Annotated in this window: 17 protein-coding genes, 1 tRNA gene, 1 other RNA gene and 1 pseudogene; 11 read left to right on the top strand and 9 right to left on the bottom strand. The window is 49.0% G+C overall.

Annotated elements, in window-relative coordinates:
* Positions 1–709 precede the first annotated feature (709 nt).
* Positions 710–1,393, top strand: a complete 684-nt coding sequence (locus Q1A04_RS03390; RefSeq protein WP_299701211.1) for a DUF2490 domain-containing protein — start codon at positions 710–712, stop codon at positions 1,391–1,393.
* A 446-nt stretch (positions 1,394–1,839) separates the two neighbouring features.
* Here the strand turns inward: Q1A04_RS03390 and Q1A04_RS03385 are convergent.
* A tRNA-Glu gene (locus Q1A04_RS03385) sits at positions 1,840–1,911 on the bottom strand.
* A gap of 187 nt (positions 1,912–2,098) precedes the next feature.
* On the opposite strand from Q1A04_RS03385, the gene Q1A04_RS03380 reads away from it, so the two are divergent.
* The 3 genes from Q1A04_RS03380 (at position 2,099) to Q1A04_RS03370 (ending at position 3,641) form a co-directional block, all read left to right on the top strand.
* Positions 2,099–2,374, top strand: coding sequence for a hypothetical protein (locus tag Q1A04_RS03380; RefSeq protein ID WP_299701208.1), 276 nt, complete (start codon positions 2,099–2,101; stop codon positions 2,372–2,374).
* A 76-nt stretch (positions 2,375–2,450) separates the two neighbouring features.
* Positions 2,451–2,768, top strand: a complete 318-nt coding sequence (locus Q1A04_RS03375; protein ID WP_299701205.1) for a hypothetical protein — start codon at positions 2,451–2,453, stop codon at positions 2,766–2,768.
* Between the two features lie 159 nt (positions 2,769–2,927).
* Positions 2,928–3,641, top strand: coding sequence for an SIMPL domain-containing protein (locus Q1A04_RS03370; protein ID WP_299701201.1), 714 nt, complete (start codon positions 2,928–2,930; stop codon positions 3,639–3,641).
* Between the two features lie 59 nt (positions 3,642–3,700).
* Here Q1A04_RS03370 and Q1A04_RS03365 read toward each other — a convergent pair whose 3' ends face one another.
* The 4 genes from Q1A04_RS03365 to Q1A04_RS03350 form a co-directional block, all read right to left on the bottom strand.
* Positions 3,701–4,699: a hypothetical protein gene (locus tag Q1A04_RS03365; protein WP_299701198.1), complete on the bottom strand. Its 999-nt coding sequence runs from the start codon at positions 4,697–4,699 to the stop codon at positions 3,701–3,703.
* A 430-nt stretch (positions 4,700–5,129) separates the two neighbouring features.
* Positions 5,130–5,522, bottom strand: an RNA gene (gene rnpB / locus Q1A04_RS03360) — RNase P RNA component class A.
* A gap of 127 nt (positions 5,523–5,649) precedes the next feature.
* The gene (locus tag Q1A04_RS03355; protein WP_299701196.1) at positions 5,650–6,609 is read right to left on the bottom strand and encodes a Smr/MutS family protein; all 960 of its coding nucleotides are present in this window, start codon (positions 6,607–6,609) and stop codon (positions 5,650–5,652) included.
* Positions 6,610–6,763: 154 nt separating this feature from the next.
* On the bottom strand, positions 6,764–7,669 hold the full coding sequence (locus Q1A04_RS03350; protein WP_299701193.1) for a DUF2279 domain-containing protein: 906 nt from the start codon (positions 7,667–7,669) through the stop codon (positions 6,764–6,766).
* Positions 7,670–7,805: 136 nt separating this feature from the next.
* Between Q1A04_RS03350 and Q1A04_RS03345 the strand changes: the two genes are divergently transcribed.
* Complete coding sequence (locus Q1A04_RS03345) at positions 7,806–8,657, top strand: HAEPLYID family protein (protein ID WP_299701190.1); 852 nt, start codon at positions 7,806–7,808, stop codon at positions 8,655–8,657.
* 94 nt (positions 8,658–8,751) lie between these two features.
* Here the strand turns inward: Q1A04_RS03345 and Q1A04_RS03340 are convergent, their stop codons facing one another.
* Positions 8,752–9,474: an SDR family oxidoreductase gene (locus Q1A04_RS03340; protein WP_366943772.1), complete on the bottom strand. Its 723-nt coding sequence runs from the start codon at positions 9,472–9,474 to the stop codon at positions 8,752–8,754.
* A 324-nt stretch (positions 9,475–9,798) separates the two neighbouring features.
* Here Q1A04_RS03340 and Q1A04_RS03335 point away from each other — a divergent pair, with 324 nt between their 5' ends.
* Entirely contained in the window at positions 9,799–13,242 is a 3,444-nt protein-coding gene (locus tag Q1A04_RS03335; RefSeq protein WP_299701187.1) for a pyruvate carboxylase, read from the top strand.
* Positions 13,243–13,435: 193 nt separating this feature from the next.
* On the opposite strand, the gene Q1A04_RS03330 is transcribed toward Q1A04_RS03335, so the two are convergent.
* Entirely contained in the window at positions 13,436–13,768 is a 333-nt protein-coding gene (locus Q1A04_RS03330; RefSeq protein WP_299701184.1) for a tetratricopeptide repeat protein, read from the bottom strand.
* Positions 13,769–13,835: 67 nt separating this feature from the next.
* On the opposite strand from Q1A04_RS03330, the gene Q1A04_RS03325 reads away from it, so the two are divergent.
* The 4 genes from Q1A04_RS03325 to Q1A04_RS03310 all read left to right on the top strand — a co-directional run bounded on the left by Q1A04_RS03325 (position 13,836) and on the right by Q1A04_RS03310 (position 17,593).
* Positions 13,836–14,576, top strand: a complete 741-nt coding sequence (locus Q1A04_RS03325; RefSeq protein WP_220624146.1) for an electron transfer flavoprotein subunit beta/FixA family protein — start codon at positions 13,836–13,838, stop codon at positions 14,574–14,576.
* Between the two features lies 1 nt (position 14,577).
* Positions 14,578–15,558, top strand: coding sequence for an electron transfer flavoprotein subunit alpha/FixB family protein (locus Q1A04_RS03320; protein WP_299701176.1), 981 nt, complete (start codon positions 14,578–14,580; stop codon positions 15,556–15,558).
* Between the two features lie 19 nt (positions 15,559–15,577).
* Positions 15,578–16,180 carry a bifunctional nuclease family protein gene (locus Q1A04_RS03315; protein ID WP_299701174.1) on the top strand — a complete coding sequence of 201 codons (603 nt, stop codon included), beginning with the start codon at positions 15,578–15,580 and terminating at the stop codon, positions 16,178–16,180.
* Between the two features lie 102 nt (positions 16,181–16,282).
* The gene (locus Q1A04_RS03310) at positions 16,283–17,593 is read left to right on the top strand and encodes a nucleoside transporter C-terminal domain-containing protein (protein ID WP_299701171.1); all 1,311 of its coding nucleotides are present in this window, start codon (positions 16,283–16,285) and stop codon (positions 17,591–17,593) included.
* A gap of 258 nt (positions 17,594–17,851) precedes the next feature.
* Here the strand turns inward: Q1A04_RS03310 and Q1A04_RS03305 are convergent.
* Together Q1A04_RS03305 and Q1A04_RS03300 are read right to left on the bottom strand one after the other, a co-directional pair.
* Positions 17,852–18,598 (bottom strand): annotated as a pseudogene (locus tag Q1A04_RS03305) (ATP-binding cassette domain-containing protein); the annotation flags it as partial.
* Positions 18,599–18,641: 43 nt separating this feature from the next.
* Complete coding sequence (locus Q1A04_RS03300; protein WP_299701169.1) at positions 18,642–19,373, bottom strand: ABC transporter permease; 732 nt, start codon at positions 19,371–19,373, stop codon at positions 18,642–18,644.
* Between the two features lie 117 nt (positions 19,374–19,490).
* Here Q1A04_RS03300 and Q1A04_RS03295 point away from each other — a divergent pair, with 117 nt between their 5' ends.
* Positions 19,491–20,198 (top strand): SDR family oxidoreductase, encoded by a 708-nt coding sequence (locus tag Q1A04_RS03295; protein WP_299701165.1) that lies wholly within the window; start codon positions 19,491–19,493, stop codon positions 20,196–20,198.
* The last annotated feature ends 9 nt before the right edge of the window (positions 20,199–20,207 follow it).

Below are 20,207 nucleotides of genomic sequence, written 5' to 3'. Positions count from 1 at the left end.
AGGTAGGGAATTAAGCGGTCTTTTACGAGCAATTCTAACTAGATTAAGTCAGTTAAGTATGAATAGACTTATTCAATTACGTTAGTTGTCTTTTTAAGTGTCTTGTCCTTTGATATCCGTCACAAGAAGCGGCCAAGTATTGAAATTCAGGATGGTTTATGAGCAATTGGTGTGCCTATAGGTTCTTTTGCCGTTCCATGAAAGATGAGTAGGTGAGATAAAAAAACGAGGCAATAAAGATTTAAAGCCACTAAGCTTTTTCATATATGTTAGGACTGACAAATAAGCAAAGTCAGATGGGGGGTTAGACTTGCCGGTGATTTGAACAAGAGTTTCTATAATATCATTGACTTCTTCAAGCTAAGCCGTAGGGAAAAGGCTTCTTTACCACTCGATTAGTATTCGAAGAGCATAAAAGCCTCTCAGTGTTAACTGAAAGGCTATCAAGTAGATCGAAGGTGGTGCGAATTCTCGTCCATTATCCACAGGAATATGAAAACTGTGGCAGTACATCTATAAATTATTAGCAACTTTTAAAACTTCACGTTTCCTGTCTATAAGCTTCTCCCGCCAATTAAATAGTAAGAATCACTTATCATTGGAAATTAGATTGGTACAACATGCAGAAGGAGCACGCGCGCTAAATAATACGGCCATAAAAAGGATAGAAAGGTATAATACATTAGATGCGCTTTAACAGGGGCAAGTAATGTATCTAACCAAAAGCACACAAGGGGTCTTATTTAAGATTATTCTCTTTATTTCTTTTTCTGTTCTGTCAATAGTGGCGAGCGCGCAGAATACCTGGCAGTATTGGGATGAGGTTGAAATTAAGTATCCTATTTCATCCGCTGCAACGCTAGGTTTTACCTGGGAACAAAGAGTAACAGATAATATAGGCACATTTGCCCTGCACAATTACGGATTTGCGTTACAGTATACCTTTAATGACTACTTCAGAATTAAAGTGAACTACCTGTACGAGCGGGAAAAAGAGAAAGAGTGGCACACGGAAAACCGCATTGAAATCATACCTAGAATAAGCTTGGATTTAAAACATGGATGGGGATGCAGCACCAATCCAAGATTTGAATACAGAATTTTTAAAGAAATTGAATATTGGAGATGGCGGCAAAGATTTGAGATTAAGAAATTGGTTTCAATTTATGACTGCAACTTTACTCCCTATCTTTCCTATGAGTGGTTCTATGTATTTCACACCCATACTTTGAATCAGAATTGGTATACAGTCGGAATCTCCAAAACAATAAAATCTCAACTTGACGTCACTCTTTACTACAGAATGGTGAGCAAAAAAACATTTGATGGTTGGCAAAATTACAATGCATTCGGTACAACGTTTAGCTACTTATTCAATCGTAATACTAGATGAATAATCCAACTCTTAGGAATTTAGTCTTAGCATTGCCGAGTGAGGGGAGGCATTGAGAAAAGCCGTAAGAGGGATCTTCTTTTCATCTAGATATGGCAAAATTTTATGGATTAAGTAAGCTACTAATAGACACTGTAAAGGGTTCCTATTTTTCTGCAAGAGGATACGAGCAGACTGGTTAAAAAAAGCATAGTGGACTGATTAGTACAAATTTTACATTGCTGTGAAAGACTTGCTCCATGGAGGAAGAGCTCAATGCTATACAAATTGTTTTACATGTGCACCCTATCTGGGTAGAGTTTCAGGATCTACCAAAGTCTGACTTATGATCTATTTCAGTAGCATGATCAGCGGGGCTTCTTGGAGTTCAGCGATAGGGGAGAAGCAGCGTTAGTGTCCGAAGTGCATAAAAAAAGCCTCTCAATGTTAACTGAGAGGCTTTCGAGTAGTCCGTAGGGGAATCGAACCCCTGTTGCCAGAATGAAAATCTGGAGTCCTAACCCCTAGACGAACGGACCGTGCTACTGTATTGCGGGTGCAAATATACAAGCCCATTTTTATCGTGCAAAATAATTTATCGAAATTTTGCTTCGATTTATGCCTGATTCTTTAAAAATGATCACAAGCCAACCATCTAACGGGCTTTTATAAACTTCATGCTATCTTGCGCCGTTATACCTATCATCCAAAAAAGAAATAAACACTATGTCTAAAAGAGCATTTTATACCGGCGTAACGCCCGAAGCATACAACGAACTGAAAAGCAAACTTCAAACGTATGGTATGAGTTTGCAAGGCGATAGCGGCCGCACCAGTGAGAAAGGCGTGCAAGCCAACTACAACTATAACCCTGAAGCAAAATCACTCGAGATCAGCGATCTGTCAGTGGGCTTCCCCGCCAGCATGATGATTAATTCCGATAGCCTTGTGCAGCGCATCAGCGAGATGATTTCTCGCTATGGTGGTCGTTCTGAAGCCTAAGCCATATCCTGAAGCCGATAATGCCGTATAAGAAAATCACTTGATTTTATACATAACCGAAACTGAAAATACAACTATGGAAAACGATAACAAGGGCAACCAGAATGCCGGCAACGGCGGACAAAGCCAAAGCAAGAAGCAGTCAGGGGAGCCAAGCGCCCTGAAATTGATGAAGCCACACGATATGTCTAAAACCGTTGAGTCGGCGATGCACATATTTCAAGGTAAGCACGATAAGCTGCCTGAGTTGATGCACGATGTGGGAAAATTGGTATTGCAGGGTGCCCGCCGCATGAGCACTACACAACTTATCCTGACTGCGGGAGCCGTAACGCTGGGTGCTGTTCTGGTAGCCAAGTATGTAGCCGATCAGGATTTCGACTTCGAAGGTTAATTCTTTAGTATTAGCATTACTTACAAGCCTCTTCGCCATAATGGCGAAGAGGCTTGTTCGGTTCTGGCGATTTGTGGTATAACATTTGTGATTGACCGTTATATAGTATGGTGCTATATTTACAAATTAGGTAACCAATCCTTTAAAGAGTTAAAAACTATGAAAAAGCTATCCTTTATCGCCCTGTTTGTAATGGTGGCAGGCTTGCTGCAGGTACAGGCCCAACAACAAGTTCTACCACCGCTCATCAGTGTAAACGGAATAGGGGAGGTTAAACTTCCGCCTGACGAAGTAGTGATTAGTTTAGGCGTAGAGATGCGCGAGAAAACACTGGAACAGGCCCGTAAGCAAACCGATAGCAAAGCGGCGGCCATTATTGCCTACTTGCGCAAGCAGGGCGTAGATGCCAAAGATATTCAAACTTCATATGTCAATCTACAGCCCATTTACTCCAGCAACCAGTTTGGCAAGGCGGAACCTGATTTTTACATGGCGCAAAAAACTATGACCGTTGTGATCAAAAAACTAGACAAGTTTGATGCGCTACTTTCCGGTCTTTATGAGAACGGTGTGAACCGTATTGATGACATCGCTTTTCGGGTATCTAACATTGAGAAGCACCAAGTGGAGGCCCGTAAAAGAGCTGTGGCTGATGCCAAGCAAAAGGCTAATGCGCTCACCAACGAGCTAGGCGCGAAAGTAGGTAAGGTATATTCCATTAGTGAGCACACACCCATCATTTCACCACGCATGGATTATGCCAAAGTTGCCATGGATATGGAAATGGCGCAGGGCGGTGGTGGCCCTTCCATTGCAGGCGGTCAGGTGACGGTGACCTCTAATGTAAATGTTAGTTTTGTAATTGAACAGTAATTTATAAGGTATTGAAGTCAGGAAGGCCCACTGTACCTAGGTATAGCGGGCCTTCCTGTTTAATTAAGTTTCTGGTAACGCTCCATCGGTTGAAAGTTGTTCTGGTCATCCAGCAGAAAGCTAATTGGCTTGCTGGGGTCAACCAGTATCTCTTTTTCGCGGATATCCCATGGCTTGAGCATCTCTTCCAGCATGTGGGCATAAGCGCTCATCTCCCAAGGATTGAAGATCTCGCTCGTTACATCGTCTATAATAGTATCGAGGGTGATCCGCGTGTCTTCAGGCTTGAGCGAGCGCTCAAAATACTCTGGTATAACATTAAAAATATAAGCGGCGTAAAACACCCGCGCCTTGAACTCAGCCACCTGAATCGGGTGTAGTTGCTGCCCTTGCGTGAGGCGGTAGAACTTACCAAGGGCCTTCCCGATAATGCCATTGTCCAGCAGGGTGCAAACGAGCACGACCGGCCCAAGTTTAATGCTAAATGCCATAGTCGTCAGCTCATCCTGATACTCGAAGGGCAGCTCATCTTCCGTTGGACTCACCTCCAACATGAACAATGAGCATGGCAGAAAATCAGAAAACTCCATGGGCACCCGAATCGACTGCAGCACCTTGAAGAACTCGCGGAACTTGCCCAGCATTTTCGGGTTTTCGCTCACCGGGTTCTGTGGCATAATGAGCGGATCGGCCTCTTTGATGAGTTCGGTGATAAGTATGCCGTAGTACATTTTGCCAATCCATTGAAAAAGCTTTTTAGGCTCCAAGGCCTGCCATCCGGCTATACCTTGGTCTGCAGCCGCAGCTATCTCTTCTTCCAGCGGAATGAGGTGCTGGGTATGGCAATCGTCGCAGCAGGGTATGGTGAGCTCACCATAAGTGCTGACACTCTTATCGAGCATAAGTAGTTCCTTGCCGCGCAGGTTATACCTGTCCTGTAGCCACGACGCAAACACAGGTGTTCGGTTTTCGGGTTCCGTATGTGCCCCGCACAGAAAGCAGTGCTTGTCGCTAAACTGCATTTTTGGGAACGGGTCGTATAGTTTCAACTCAGTCATGATCGTGTCGTTTGAGGGTGCAAAGATACGAAGAAGTGCTTATCTGAATCAGGATTTACAGGATTAAGAAGAGGGCCACTACCCCCACGGATGTACAGGATTGATCATGTCGGAGGGGAGTGTAAAACTTCGCTTGTCTTTTAGACCTTGAGTGTCTAGGATGCCATGGAGGTATATCCTATTAGAATCAGGATAATTGTGCACGATTTTCCTCCTCCTGACCCCTCCGAAGGGAAACTTTCTAGATCCCGAACTAGATTCGGGAGAAAAAAGTGAGTACCCTCCGCACAGGCGAAGCTAGAAGACGATATAGGTCAAGATATAGGTAGAAAGCCACTGCGAAGCAGAACAGCAACAGAAAAGTATATTATGCAGAAAGATAAATTAAGAAAAGATGAAATGAAGCTTTGAAGAGAAGTAAGCAGAAAAGTTTAACAGCAAGCCTATAAGCCGGGTTCTGTCGCTGGGCCGAAACCCAACGTCTTATCATTTATCTAGGCCTGCACTCGCGCACAGGCTCCATCGACCTACCCACTGACATCGGACGAGCAGCCCTTAGCCCCGCCGAAGCGAGGCGCTGTCAGCCTATTTGGTCTTTCAACTCCTAAGGTTTACCCAGCCGGACTGTTCACCCAGCCGCTGGTGCGCTCTTACCGCACCTTTTCACCCTTACCGCGGCCAAGGCCGTGGCGGTTATTTTCTGTGGCACTGGCTGTAGCCTTCCCGTCTCCCGGAAGGCCCCTTCCCGTTAGGAAGTAGGATGCTCTACGTTGCCCGGACTTTCCTCCCCTCCATGCGGAGCGGCGATAAGACGGCTTGCTGTTAAGCTTTCTATATCTGCAAAGGTAAGAAACAGTACACAGTTAGCAGTAATCAGTAAACAAGAATCCCAAATAAATAATTCTGGTCTCCAATTCACTGATAACTGATTATTGTTAACTGTCAAATTGCTATCTAAGTCTCACCAAGGTCGCGCCATACCCGAACTTCTCTTTCTTGGCGTCTTCGAAGAAGCGGATGCCGGGGGTACGACTCAGGATCTTCTGGATCTCTTTGCGGAGCACGCCGTTGCCTGTGCCGTGTATGAATATGATCTCGTGCATGTTGGCGGCCATGGCGCGATCCAATGCATCTTGGAATCGCTCTAGTTGTAGCTTCAGCATGGCGGTGTTACTCATGTCGCTGTAGTCCTCCACCAACTTCTCTATGTGGAGATCCACTTCGTGCTCCGGTGCCTGTACCTTGTTGTTTTCCTGTGTAGTAGGCTTTTCGGAAAGCTGTTCCTTTATCTTGTCGGTATCGACGGCAACGGGTTTGGTGTCGAGCTGGAAAAGGTAGGCCTCTTTATTTAATACCGGCGCGGTTTTTTTGCTCTTATAGAAAGAGTTGGCACGGAACTGCACCTTCTTGGTCACCGGCTCAAATAGACCCGGGCTGCCATTGCGATGCTGCAGAAACTGCACGATCAGCGTCGGCCATTTCTCAAAGTCCTTCATGTGGTAGTGACTTACGACACGACTCGCCTTTGGAGCCAGTTTATCGTTTTGCAAACCACGGTATTGGTTATTGCGCTCTTCTCCAGAGGTAAACAGCACGTCGTAGTCCGTGTTGTTCACAACGGTGGCGGCCAGCAACTCTTCCGACTGGTGCACCATGGCGAGGTAGATGCCTTTCTCAGCTAGCACAGGCGCCGATGGCTCCTTGCGGGCCGTTGGTTTTGAGTATCCCTCCGGCTCAGTATTTCGAAAAGCCTTGGCTTCTTCCGGCGCGATCAGCACGATCTCTCTTCTAGAAACAGGTATAGTGAAGTCGTTGTCGATAGCGACTTCCACGATGTTATTATCCAGTATGCGAGTGATGATGCCTTCTTCCCGGCCCGACATCAGGCGCACGCGATCTCCTACGTTCATATATTCGTTGTTCGTTATCCGTTAATGGTTGTTCGGTGGTCACAGGCATGGGGCCCGTGCCAAGGTATAGGGCTATTTGCTATACCTTGATTATACAAGTACAAATTGACTTTACACAAAGATACGATTTGTGCGGCGGATTAATCGTGCCGATTTAGAAGTATACCGGATGGAAGCGCAGTCCATCGGTGCGGTTGTACTCCAGCGCCGGCGCGGGAATCTTGATGATGCTGAGGAGGTATAGCGTAGTGTTGAGCGCTTTGCTGCGCCCTTTGAAGTGCATCAGGTTGAGGTCGGGGCTGAGGTAGAACTGACGACGCGCATTGAAACCCCGGGCTTTGTTCAGTTCGGGGTCGTTGTATACCACACCCTCGGCACCGTAGCCTACCGCTATACTCAGCCATTTGGGGTATTTGCTTTCTTCTTTCAAGAAATCTCCCACATTGACGGAGAGCCAATAGGTTTGGCCATTGTAATCCTTGAGCATTTGCTCTGGCAGCGTGCTGCCCAGCACATTAGGACGTTCCGCAGCGTAGCGGGTCGTCCGGAAAGAGTATTTGGGCATGATCCGCACCTCCCGCCAAGCCAGTTCCTGCGCCACAACTGCGGCTGATCCTACCGTGTTGGCAATCGCGTCGCCAACCGAAGCGCCGTAGTCCGCCTGAAAACCATCGAAGATCTCGATAGGCGTTTGCAGGATAATGCCCGTCAGGCCACCATACAAAATAGCTTTTTTATCAGGGACACCGGCCCAGCGCAGCAAGTCTATACCTGCCCGGCTTTGGTGGAAGGCCCCCCAGAAGTGACCAGCCTTGTCCATTTGCTTCCATTGCCGGTTGTCGTTGAAGAAGTGGAAACTGGTTTGCTCCTGATCTTTGTACCATGCCTTGTTCAAGGAAACCAGTAGGGCCGTGTAACCAACCGCAAAGCCGGTGCCGAGCAAGAGCAGCCTGTCCTTGTTCACAGCCGTGGCCGTCGAGTCCGAAGCGGCAGCCATGCCCTGCAAAGGTTGGAGCAGGAGCAGCACGCAAAGCCAGAAGAGGAGCAGGTAGCGGTACATTAGGCCAAAGATACGCAACCGCCCGAAATGCAAAGCTTCTTTGCTGTGTTCGCTTCAGATTTAATTAAGATTTAATTCCCTTTTAATTCTCTTTTAACAGGGCCGCTCTACCTTCGTGCCATTCAAAATACCCTTTATGAAACGAACTTTTATCTCTTTTGCTTTATTCGCAGCCATCTCCACCACGGCCATGGCACAGGAGACTGCTATACCTGACACTACCCAGCACCAACCCAAAAGACCACTGAAGCTAGATCACGCTGAGCCCCTGTACATTGACCTGATTCGGGATTTGGGCGCGCACAAAGACGAGAAAGAGTGGAATATCGGGGCAGGCATGACCGACAATCTTAGCTACGACCGCTACGAGTTTCTGGTGGAGTACGAATGGGCGCCGATTGACAGGCTGGGTTTAGAGATCGAAGTGCCGGTGTCGGTTTACACAACCAACAGCAAAGACCGTCGACCGGAAGTAAACCGTCCTTCAGACCGCATCGAGTCACTGAAACTGGCGGCGCAGTATACCTTTCTGGTGAACGATCGCTTTAAAACCTCCATGGCTTTAGGGGGCATCACCGAGTTCGAACTGATGGATCTGGACCGTATCCGGCGGGATGATGTGTTTCAAGGGATTCTTTTTAATCCCTTTTTAGTGGCAGCCAAGAAGTGGGGCAGTAATTTCCACTCCCTGATCTATACCGGTCCGCGGCTGTTCAACCACTTCGGCCACAGCGGACTCGAGACCAGCTATGAGATCAACACAAGTGCCCATTATATGATCCCGAACAGCCGCAACTTTGTCGGTCTCGAGGTGAATAAGGAAATGCAAAGTGGCCACATGGACATGGTGCTACGTCCGCAGATGCGACTGGTGATAAACGAGGGGCTGATGATCGGCATTGTGACAGGCATACCGGTTACAAAAGAACGGGAACGCATGAGCACCTTTTTACGATTGATCTACGAGCCGGGGCATCGCAAGCATTAAAGCATATTATCTAAAGTAATTGATTTACAGATTACATTAAAGTTTAGGTTGTTTATTATTGTCAGCGCCATTGCTAAGCAGTGGCGCTGTTTTTTTACAGTATCCGCAAGGTGCTCATGCCGCCATCCAAATGAAGCACCTGTCCTGTGACCCAACCCGCCTCATCGCTGAGGAGGTAGGCGGCAGCCTTGGCGATGTCTTCGGGCTGCCCCACACGGCCGAGCGGATGGCGCTTACCAGCGGCCTCGACCTTTTCCGGCGTACTCAAAAGAGATTGCGAGAGAGGAGTGTCGGTAAGGGAGGGTGCAATGGCGTTGACCCGTATACCTGCGCTGGCGAATTCAGCTGCCAAGGAGACAGCCAGTCCCTCGAGGGCTGCCTTGCTGGAGGCGATGGACGCATGATAAGGCATGCCCAAACGAGCAGCCACCGTGCTGAAGAGCACAATGCTCGCACTATCCGGCTTCTTAAGAAGAGGCAACACGGCTTTGATACTTTGTATCGCGCCTAGCACATTGAGTTCGTACTCCTGCCGGAAGTCTTCCGTACTCATGCGCTCAAAAGGCCGAAGCCGGATGCTGCCCGGGCAATAGACCAAGCCGTGCAGTTCGTTGGGCAGGTCTTTGATAAAAGCCGGGTCAAAAGCTAGCACGTCCAGTTCCAGATGGGCTATACCTAGCTCCTCTATCGCTTCAGAGGTTTTTCGGGATGCTACGGTCACGTGCGCTCCTTCTGCTTGCAACTGTCTAGCAATGGCCAAGCCTATGCCGGATGTGCCGCCAATGATTAAAATATTTTTTTCCTTAAATCGCATCATTTTCTATACCTGAATCGTGCTGTAACAACTGGCAGATTTCCGCTTTGTTCAGGAGGCATTGGATTATTAAGGAGAGTGTCTTGTAAGTGTTTGATATTTAGTAAGGTATAAGGCTTGGATTAGTAGCTAAATTGTAATATAACCTTATCCTGAAAAAGCCTGTATTAAGGGGTGTTTTAAAGGAGGCAGGCAGCTTCATTTCCCGTCTGTCATTCAACTATATCTATAGAATCACATTGCTTTATACCTGTGGCGCATCGATGTGCTCTTTTCGCCCTTAACAGATAAACATATAGTGCACCTATACCCTACATCTCACCACTCATGAAAATCAAAAAAGTACTTGTCGCTAACCGCGGCGAAATTGCCATCCGTGTGCTCAGGGCTTGTACGGAGCTCAACATTCAGACGGTGGCTATCTATACCTACGAAGACCGCTACTCCCTGCACCGCTACAAAGCCGATGAGGCCTACCAGATCGGCAAAGACAACCAGCCGCTGCAGCCCTATCTCGACATCGACGCGATCATCAAAATCGCCAAAGAAAATGGGGTAGACGCCATCCACCCGGGATACGGCTTCCTGTCCGAAAACCAGCATTTCTCCCGCAAGTGCGCCGAGAACGGCATCATCTTCATCGGTCCAAGACCGGAGGTAATGGGCTCATTGGGCGACAAGGTTTCAGCCAAAAAAGTGGCCGTGAGCTGCGAAGTGCCCATCATCCAGAGCAACGATCTCGACCTGAACACCTACGACACCGCCTTGGAAGAGGCGCACCGCATTGGCTATCCGCTGATGCTAAAGGCAGCTGCCGGCGGCGGCGGACGCGGCATGCGCGTAATCCGGGACGATGATCAACTTGAGAAAGGCTTTTTTGAGGCGAAAAATGAAGCCTTGAAAGCATTTGGTGATGACACGCTCTTCTTGGAAAAGTATGTCGAGAATCCGAAGCACATCGAGGTGCAGATCGTAGCAGACAATTACGGCAACATCACCCACCTGTTTGAGCGCGACTGTTCCGTGCAGCGCCGCTTCCAGAAAGTGGTGGAGGTAGCCCCGGCCATTAGCCTAAACGAAGAAACCCGCCACCAACTCTACGACTATGCCATCCGCATCTGTAAGGCTGTGAACTACAATAACGTGGGCACGGTGGAGTTTTTGGTGGAGCCGCATAACAATAACATCTACTTCATCGAGGTGAATCCACGTATTCAGGTGGAGCACACCGTGACGGAGATGATCACAGGTATAGATTTGATCAAAACGCAGATCTTCATCGCCGACGGCTATACCTTGGATCACGAAGAGGTATTGCTCGGTCCGCAGCACACGGTGCGGGCAAACGGTGTGGCCATCCAGTGCCGCATCACGACTGAAGACCCAGAGAACGATTTCAAGCCAGACTACGGCACCATCATCGCCTACCGCAGTGCGGGTGGTTTCGGTATCCGTCTCGACCAAGGCAGTGTGTACCAAGGCGCCAAGATCAGCCCGTTCTTCGATTCGCTGCTGGTGAAAGTGTCCGCGCAGGCTCCGACCTTGCGCCACGCCGCCATGAAAATGTCGCGTACCTTGGACGAGTTCCGAATCCGGGGTGTGAAGCAAAACATCCAGTTCCTGCAAAACATCATCACGCACCCTGTGTTTGTTTCTGGTGATGCGACCGTGGACTTTGTGAAAAACCACTCCGAGCTGTTTGTGTTCCGCAAGAGCAAGGACCGCGCAACCAAACTACTCAGCTTTTTGGCCGATGTGATCGTGAACGGGCACCCGGATGTGAAGAAACCTGATCCAGATAAGGTGCTTTCCAAGCCGGATTTTACAGGCTTTAATCTGAACAAACCATACGAGCGCGGCACCAAAGACCTCCTGACAGAACTTGGTCCAGAGGAGTTCTCAAAGTGGCTGCGCAACGATAAGCAAATCCACTACACCGACACTACATTCCGCGATGGGCACCAGTCCTTGCTGGCTACCCGCATGCGCTCTTTCGACATGCTCAAAATAGCCGAGGCCTATGCCAAAGATCATCCGCAAACCTTTAGCATGGAGGTATGGGGCGGCGCGACCTTCGACGTGTGCCTGCGCTTCCTACACGAAGACCCTTGGCGCCGACTAGCTGAGATCCGGGAAGCTGTGCCAAATATCTTGTTGCAAATGCTGATCCGCGGCTCTAACGGGGTAGGGTATAAGGCTTATCCGGATAACTTGATCGAGTCGTTTGTAGAGAAGTCGTGGGAGACTGGGGTGGATATTTTCCGCATCTTCGACTCGCTCAACTGGATGAAGAGCATGGAGCCTTGCATCAACTTCGTGCGAAAGCGCACCGGCGGTCTGGCCGAAGGCACGATTTGCTATACCGGCGACATCCTCAACCCGAAAAAGACCAAGTATAATTTAGAGTACTACCTGCAACTGGGCAGACAACTCGAAGAGGCAGGGGCGCACATACTGGCCATCAAAGACATGGCCGGTTTGCTCAAGCCATACGCCGCGCAGGTGCTGGTAGAAGCGCTCCGAGATACCGTAAAGCTGCCAATCCACTTGCATACCCACGATACATCAGGGATACAGTCCGCCACTTACCTCAAAGCCATTGAGGCAGGAGTAGATGTAGTGGATGTGGCCTTGGGTTCCATGTCGGGCCTTACGTCACAGCCGAACTTTAACAGTATGGTGGAGGCCATGCGCTTTCAGGAGCGGCACCGCGAGTTCGACCAGAAGAGCCTCAACCGCCACTCCAATTACTGGGAGACGGTGCGTGAGTACTACTATCCGTTTGAGTCTGGTTTGAAGGCCGGTACGGCCGAGGTATACCACCACGAAATACCGGGCGGTCAGTACTCCAACCTGCGGCCGCAGGCCAATGCGCTCGGTTTGGGCGACAAGTGGCAGGAAATAAAGGAAACCTATGCTGAAGTGAACCAGCTGTTTGGCGACTTGGTGAAGGTAACGCCAAGCTCCAAAGTAGTGGGCGATATGGCGCTATACCTTGTCTCCAATGGCCTGACCACGGTGGATGTGCTCGAGCGCGGCGACCAGATCTCTTTCCCGGAATCGGTCCAGTCGCTGTTCCGCGGTGACTTGGGTCAGCCGGCGGGAGGTTTCCCGAAAAAGCTGCAGGCTATCGTGCTCAAAGACGAACAGCCTTACGACGGACGTCCGAACGAGCACCTCGAACCGATCAATCTGGATCAGGAGTTCCGGGAGTTTCAGAAGAAGTTCGGGGAGCATACCAAGTATACCGACTTCCTGTCGTACCAGCTATACCCGAAGGTATACGAAGCTTACCACAAGCACTACGAACAGTACGGCAACGTCTCCAAAATCCCAACGCGTCTGTTCTTCTATGGCATGCAACAAGGCGAAGAGGCCATCATCGACATTGCGCGCGGTAAGTCCATCGTGATCAAATACCAGTCGCTGGGCCACGTGGACGAGGACGGTATGCGCACCGTGTTCTTCAAACTCAATGGACAGACGCGAAACATCGAAGTGCGCGACAAGTCCGTGAAAGTGGAGCGCGTGCAGCACCAGAAAGTAGATAAAGGCAACCCTAAACACATTGGGGCGCCGCTACAGGGCTTGCTCTCGAAGATACTGGTAGAGAAAGATCAGGAGGTGAAAAAGAACACCCCACTGTTTGTGATCGAGGCCATGAAAATGGAAACAACCATCACCGCTTCGGAGGCCACCAAGATTGCAAACCTGCACTTATCGGAAGGTTCACTGGTGAACACTGACGATCTGGTAGTAAGTTTATCGTAGCCCATGAAGGTATAAACATGAAAAGCCACCAAACCTGCAAAGGAGGTGGCTTTTCTTTTTGCTATCGTAAACCTTCGGGCGCTATATCAAGTACGCTACAGAAGCCATTAGAAAACATTTCGGCATAAAAGCCTGTTTTATACTTGCAGATATGCTGCATGCATACTATTTTTGATCTATAGCGCAGAAGGTGCTATTCGTCTTCGTAGTCAAGGCCCGCAAACTTGTTGTAGGCCTGCTGTAGCTCGGCAAATGCGTGCATGTTGCCTTCCTGACGGCTGATCAGCATCCCTTTTTTGTAGGTTTGCTCAGCTTTATCAGGTTGCCCAAGTTCTGCGTACAGGCTGGCGGCATGGTAGTAGGTGCCTACGTAGCGTTCATGCTCCGACAAGAGTTTCTCATAATATTCCATCGCTTTTTGCGGCTCGGAGATACGAAGCTCGGTCGCAATGGCATAAATGGTAAACGGGTCATTTGGGTCTTCTTTGTAGAATTGGAAGAGTTGCAGCAATCTATTTTGAGACATTTCCATTTGGCTATATTTTAACTAACTTCGCACAAATCTAATTTTAAATAAGCTAACATTTCTAATCATGAAAATATTAGTTTGCATCAGTAACGTTCCGGATACTACATCCAAGATCAACTTTACTGGAGATAACAAAGAGTTCGACAAGAACGGGGTGCAGTACGTGATCAACCCTTGGGATGAGTACGCCCTGACCCGCGCCATTGAGCTGAAAGAGGCGAAAGGCGGCAGCGTAACCGTGCTGAACGTGGGCGAAGCCGACGCTGAGCCGAACATCCGCAAGGCACTGGCCATTGGCGCCGACGATGCCATCCGCGTGAACGCACACCCGAAAGACGCTTTCTTCGTGGCGCAGCAGATTACTGCCATCGCCAAAGAGGGAGGTTACGATATGATTTTGATGGGCAAGGAGTCCATCGACTACAACGGCTTCCAAGTACACAACATGGTGGGCGAGATGATGGGCATCCCATCTGTAACGCCAGCCTTCAAACTGGACATGGTAGATGATAGCACGGCTCGTCTGGAGCGTGAGATCGAAGGTGGCAAAGAAGTGGTAGAGGTAAAACTGCCTTTCGTAGCCAGCGCCCAGCAGCCGATGTGCGAGCCCCGCATCCCGAACATGCGCGGCATCATGACTGCCCGCACCAAGCCATTGAAAGTGGTGGAAGCAGCAGGCGGCGAAGCCAAGTCGGAGTACGTGAACTACAGCAAGCCCGAGAAAAAGAGCGGCGTGAAGCTGATTGACGCGGACAACGCCGGCGAATTGATTAAACTATTGAGAAACGAAGCTAAAGTACTGTAATATGTCTGTATTAGTATTTGTAGAAGGTCTGAACGGAGAGATCAAAAAATCCTCTTTGGAGGCAGCATCATACGGCAGCCAAGTAGCACAAGCCATGGGTACATCTGCCACAGCGGTAGCCATCGGCGAAGTACACGAAGAGGCACTCGCCAAACTGGGCGAGCAGGGTATCAGCAAAGTGTTGTACGATGCCGATGACCGCCTGAAGCAATTCGTAGCCGATGCTTATGTAAAAGTAATCGCGACAGCGGCACAGCAGGAGAGCGCCAAAGTACTGGTGTTCTCCAATTCCAACATCGGTGCGGCCGTGGGTTCTAAGCTGGCTGTTCGTCTGAACGGCTCACTGGCAACCAACGTAACGGAGCTTCCTAAGATCGACGGTGGCAACTTTACCGTTACTCGCGGTGTGTTCTCAGGCAAGGCGTTTGCGGACGTAAACCTTACTTCCGATGTGAAGATCATAGCCGTAAAGAAGAACAGCACCGATATCATCAGCAACGGAGGCTCAACCGCAACAGTTGAGAAGCTTTCAGCTGATCTGGCAGAGTCTGATTTTGCTGCCGCTCCGAAAGAGACGGTGATGCAGGACACAGGTGGTGGCGTATTGCTGCCAGAAGCTGAGATCGTGGTATCTGGCGGTCGCGGTATGAAAGGTCCTGAAAACTGGCATTTGATCGAAGGACTAGCAAAAGAACTGGGTGCGGCAACGGCCTGTTCCAAGCCTGTGTCTGACATCGGCTGGCGCCCACACCACGAGCACGTAGGCCAGACTGGTATCACCGTAAGCCCTAACCTATACATCGCTGCTGGCATCTCTGGTGCCATTCAGCACTTGGCGGGGGTTAACTCTTCTAAAGTGATTGTCGTTATTAATAAGGATCCGGAAGCGCCGTTCTTCAAAGCCGCTGATTATGGCATAGTTGGCGATGCGCTGGAGGTGCTTCCTAAATTGATAGAAGCTGCTAAAGCTTTAGACAAATAGACTTAAGAAGAGCTTAATTGTGAAAAAAATACAGCTAGAGATACTCGGGCTCTCCTCCAGCCAGTCACAGACAGGATCGTTTGCACTGGTGTTGGGTGAGCGTGATGGAAACCGCAGGCTGCCGATCATCATCGGTATGTTCGAGGCGCAGTCCATTGCCATACAGATAGAAAAAATTAACCCAAACCGTCCGCTCACGCACGATCTATTCAAGACCTTTGCTGAGCAGATGAGCGTGAACATCACCGAGATCCTGATCTCAGACCTGAAGGAGGGCGTGTTCTATTCCAAGATCATGTGCACCGACGGAGAGAAGGAGTTCGAGCTGGATGCGCGTCCGTCCGATGCCATCGCGATCGGTCTGCGATTTGGGGTGCCTATCTACACGGTGGAAAGTGTACTGTCGGAGGCTGGCATTATCTTGAGCGATCTGGAAGAGGAGGAGGACGAAAACGAAGAAATGGCTGTCAAAAGCAGTTCTTCGACGACAGCCTCAAGTTCCAAAGAACCGCTCAACCAGACATCGGTAGACGACCTGAACAAAATGCTCAACGAAGCCCTCGAAAAAGAGGACTACGAGCGCGCTGCCAAGATCCGTGACGAGTTGAACAAGCGAAACTAGCATAACATACGCTATACTTTAAAAGTCCTGTGCCTATATGGTGCAGGACTTTTTGTTTTAACAGATATTCGGCTTACTTTTGGCCAAATTTTGTCCCACAGCATGTTCGATATTTTCAGAGGGCTTCTTGGCCTACTAGCCATTATTGCCATTGCCTTTGTATTTTCCAAAAGTCGTAAAAACATAGATTGGAGACTCGTCGGCTACGGTCTTTGCCTACAGATTCTTTTTGGCGTGCTTGTGACGCAGGTGCCTGTGGTGGCAAAAGGCTTTGCCTACGTGAGTGAAGGCTTCGTTACGTTTCTGGATTTCTCGCAGGCGGGCGCACAGTTTCTCTTTGGCAATCTGGCTGACCCTTCTAAAAACAGCGGACTGGGATTTATTTTCGCCTTCTCTGTTCTCCCCACGATCATCTTCTTCTCCACGGTGTCGGCTGGTCTGTATTACCTCGGTGTGCTCCAGAAGATCGTATTTGGCATTGCATGGGTTATGTCGAAGGTGATGCGCCTGTCAGGTCCTGAGAGCTTGTCTGCCGCTGGCAACATATTTTTGGGTCAGACGGAAGCGCCATTGCTTGTGCGTCCTTTCATTGCCCGCATGACGCGCTCGGAACTGATGTGCTTGATGACAGGCGGTATGGCAACGCTGGCCGGAGGAGTATTGGCAGCCTACGTATCGTTCTTGGGCGGTACAGACCCAGCGCAGAAAGCGATTTTCGCCGCGCACTTACTCACAGCCTCAATCATGAACGCCCCTGCAGGTATAGTACTCGCCAAAATACTGGTACCCGAAACTGAGCACGAAGAGATATCCAACAAACTGGAAGTGAACGAAGAGCAACTGGGTGTGAACCTGATCGATGCGCTCTCAAGAGGAGCTGGCGATGGCTTGCGCCTTGCCGCTAACGTGGGCGGTATGTTGCTAGCATTTATCGCTGTTATCGCTCTCGTGAACTATATCCTGACGGACATGATCGGTGTTTGGACCGGGCTGAATGAAATGGTAGTAGCTAGCACAAACGGTCAGTTCAATGGTTTCTCCCTGCAGTATATTCTCGGTCAGATTTTCCGTATTTTTGCCTTTATCATGGGAGTGCCGTGGGCCGATACCCTGCAGGTTGGCAGTTTGCTCGGGCAGAAAACCGCTATCAACGAGTTTGTGGCTTACCTCGATTTGGCTAATATGAAAGAAGCTGGCACCCTTGGTCCGAAAGCTTTAGTCATGTCAACCTACGCGCTGGCGGGCTTCTCTAACTTCAGCTCCATCGCCATCCAGATCGGCGGTATCGGTAGCATGGCGCCAAACCAACAGGGACAGCTTTCAAAACTTGGCTTTATCGCCTTATTGGGTGCCTCACTGGCCTGTATGATGACGGCCACGGTGGCCGGTATGCTTTTCGGATTGAACTTCTAAATAGAATCCATACCCAAAAAAAGGCTCCCGCTACGATCTAGCGGGAGCCTTTTTTGTGCCTTGTAGGTATAGCTATACCTGTACTTATACCTTGTCTTTCCCAGTCTGGGTAGTAGCGGCAGGACCCTCTGGGTTCTCGGGCTGTGGTTCATCCTGCGTTTCCACCGTTTCTTCAGAAGGAGCCTTTTCTTTGCCCTGTGAAGCTGATAGCTGTCCATTGTGCTGACGCTCTTCCTCTTCTTCGCGCTCCTCTTCTTCCACTTTCTTGGCATCGCGCATCAGACGGTTGGCGAAAATAAATTCATTGAGTTCTTTGATGTTGCTATCCATGATCTCATCGCGGGTGCCTTCCCAGAGCTTTTTACCTTCGTGCAGGAAAAAAATCTTGTCGCCGATTTCAATCACGGAGTTCATATCATGCGTTACGATGATGGTCGTAATGTTGTATTCCTCGGTGATCTCTTTAATCAATTCGTCAATCTTAAGCGCGGTTTGTGGGTCAAGGCCGGAGTTGGGCTCATCGCAGAATAGGTAGGTACAGTGCGGGGCAATGGCGCGGGCTATACCTACACGCTTTTTCATACCACCGCTTAGTTCAGCAGGCATTTTCTTATTCGATCCTTCCAATCCTACGCGCTTCAGACAGAAGTTCACGCGCTCCATTCGTTCCTCTTTGTTCATGTCAGTGAGCATCTTAAGTGGGAACTCCACGTTCTTTTCCACCGTCATAGAGTCGAATAGGGCGGAGCTTTGGAAAAGCATGCCGATCTTGCGACGTATCTCCTGTCGAATATCGAGCTTGTTGTTGGTGAAGTAAGTGCCATCGAAGGTTACGCTGCCTAGGTCGGGCTTAATAAGGCCTACAATGCATTTGAGCAGCACGCTCTTTCCGGTGCCACTAGCGCCAAGCAGGAGATTGGTTTTGCCCGTCTCAAAGACACCGCTAACGCCGTCCAATACTTTTTTGTCGCCAAAGGCTTTATGTATGTTATGTATTTCAATCATTTTCGTTCATGGATTTTGGCCACAGGTATAAATTGTGGACAACTTAAAGTAGTAAGTAGGCTAGCACGAAATCACCGATCAGGATGGCGATTACGCTGTTGGTTACGGCAGCCGTACTAGCAGCCCCTACCTCTAGAGCTCCACCAGTGGTATAATATCCGCGGAAAGATGAGATAGAGGAGATCAGAAAGGCAAAAACTACCGATTTGATAAGGGCAAAAGTAATGTTATAGGGAATGAATTGATCCCGTATACCTGTGATATACTCTTGCGCAGTAACCTCACCCGACAGCGTACCGGCAACATATCCGCCGAGTATGGATAAAAACATAGCCAGAATTACCAACATTGGGAATACGAGTATGGCCGCAACTACTTTAGGGAGCACTAGATAAGAAGCAGAGTTGATACCCATTACTTCCAGTGCGTCCACCTGCTCTGTAATTTGCATTGTGCCGAGACCGCCCGCAATACTGGAGCCTACTTTGCCTGCAAGCACGATAGAGGTAATGGTAGGTGCCAACTCTAGAATGGTCATCTCGCGCACCATAAAACCAATGGTTGAACGCGGGATAAACGCATTGTCGAGGTTATAAGCGACCTGCACACAGGTTACAGCTCCTATAAAGGTCGAAACGATCGCAACGATTATAATAGAGTTGATGCCGATCAGGATAGCTTCATCAATAGTCCTGTTAAACAAGATACGCCCTGATTCCTTTCGGATGAATAAGGTCGACATGAAGAGCAGGTATTTCCCAAGGGATTGTAGCATAAGGGCTTTGAGAGTTAAACCAAGGTATTAAACGTGATTCAGAACAAAAATACTGTTTAAATGCCTATATTACGGTTAAAATTTGAAAACGTAATATTTTATATCTAGATAGAAAGCATGCAACGATACATTCTGGTGACAGGGGGCACGAAAGGCATCGGACGGGCCGTGATCGAACAATTCGCAAAAGAGGGATTCCACATCATTACCTGTTCCCGAAACGAAAAAGACCTTAAGAAGTTAAAACTAGAGATTGAAGAACGCTATACCTTCTCTAAAGTATTCTACCAGGAAGCTGACCTGAGCGATATGGGCTCACTTAAGAACTTCATCAAGTATGTAAACGGTCTACAGGTGAAAGTGGAGGTGCTAGTTAACAACAGCGGACTCTTTATACCGGGCATGATTCACGAAGAGGACGATAACGCGCTTCCATTCATGATCAACACCAATCTCTACAGCGCCTATTACCTCACCAAAGCCATTTTACCGGACATGATGAAGCGCAAAAGCGGCCACATCTTCAACATGTGCTCCACCGCCAGCATCACACCCTATACCAACGGCGGCTCTTACTGCATTTCCAAATTCGCCCTCTATGGGATGACCAAAGTGCTGCGCGAAGAGATGAAAACCCACAACGTGCGTGTGACGGCCATCCTGCCCGGCGCGACCCTTACAGCCAGCTGGGAGGGCGTGGACCTGCCGCCAGAGCGCTTCATGCGATCCGAAGACGTGGCCATGGCGATTTATGGGGCATACATTATGTCACCAAACAGTGTGGTGGAGGAGATATTGATCCGACCGCAGTTGGGGGACATCTAGATTTGAAAA

Origin of the sequence: uncultured Pontibacter sp. (assembly GCF_947499215.1) — a bacterium.
GTDB lineage: Bacteria > Bacteroidota > Bacteroidia > Cytophagales > Hymenobacteraceae > Pontibacter.
Note: the sequence above shows the minus strand (reverse complement) of the source record. Positions and strands in the feature narration are given on the sequence as shown.

Excerpts from the sequence above, each read along its gene's own strand:
- Q1A04_RS03330 (WP_299701184.1), bottom strand. The coding sequence starts at position 13,768 with ATGTCTCAAAATAGATTGCTGCAACTCTTCCAATTCTACAAAGAAGAC.
- Q1A04_RS03365 (WP_299701198.1), bottom strand. The coding sequence starts at position 4,699 with ATGACTGAGTTGAAACTATACGACCCGTTCCCAAAAATGCAGTTTAGC.
- Q1A04_RS03335 (WP_299701187.1), top strand. The coding sequence starts at position 9,799 with ATGAAAATCAAAAAAGTACTTGTCGCTAACCGCGGCGAAATTGCCATC.
- Q1A04_RS03350 (WP_299701193.1), bottom strand. The coding sequence starts at position 7,669 with ATGTACCGCTACCTGCTCCTCTTCTGGCTTTGCGTGCTGCTCCTGCTC.
- Q1A04_RS03355 (WP_299701196.1), bottom strand. The coding sequence starts at position 6,609 with ATGAACGTAGGAGATCGCGTGCGCCTGATGTCGGGCCGGGAAGAAGGC.
- Q1A04_RS03300 (WP_299701169.1), bottom strand. The coding sequence starts at position 19,373 with ATGCTACAATCCCTTGGGAAATACCTGCTCTTCATGTCGACCTTATTC.
- Q1A04_RS03375 (WP_299701205.1), top strand. The coding sequence starts at position 2,451 with ATGGAAAACGATAACAAGGGCAACCAGAATGCCGGCAACGGCGGACAA.
- Q1A04_RS03320 (WP_299701176.1), top strand. The coding sequence starts at position 14,578 with ATGTCTGTATTAGTATTTGTAGAAGGTCTGAACGGAGAGATCAAAAAA.
- Q1A04_RS03340 (WP_366943772.1), bottom strand. The coding sequence starts at position 9,474 with ATGATGCGATTTAAGGAAAAAAATATTTTAATCATTGGCGGCACATCC.
- Q1A04_RS03390 (WP_299701211.1), top strand. The coding sequence starts at position 710 with ATGTATCTAACCAAAAGCACACAAGGGGTCTTATTTAAGATTATTCTC.
- Q1A04_RS03295 (WP_299701165.1), top strand. The coding sequence starts at position 19,491 with ATGCAACGATACATTCTGGTGACAGGGGGCACGAAAGGCATCGGACGG.
- Q1A04_RS03345 (WP_299701190.1), top strand. The coding sequence starts at position 7,806 with ATGAAACGAACTTTTATCTCTTTTGCTTTATTCGCAGCCATCTCCACC.
- Q1A04_RS03370 (WP_299701201.1), top strand. The coding sequence starts at position 2,928 with ATGAAAAAGCTATCCTTTATCGCCCTGTTTGTAATGGTGGCAGGCTTG.
- Q1A04_RS03325 (WP_220624146.1), top strand. The coding sequence starts at position 13,836 with ATGAAAATATTAGTTTGCATCAGTAACGTTCCGGATACTACATCCAAG.
- Q1A04_RS03380 (WP_299701208.1), top strand. The coding sequence starts at position 2,099 with ATGTCTAAAAGAGCATTTTATACCGGCGTAACGCCCGAAGCATACAAC.
- Q1A04_RS03310 (WP_299701171.1), top strand. The coding sequence starts at position 16,283 with ATGTTCGATATTTTCAGAGGGCTTCTTGGCCTACTAGCCATTATTGCC.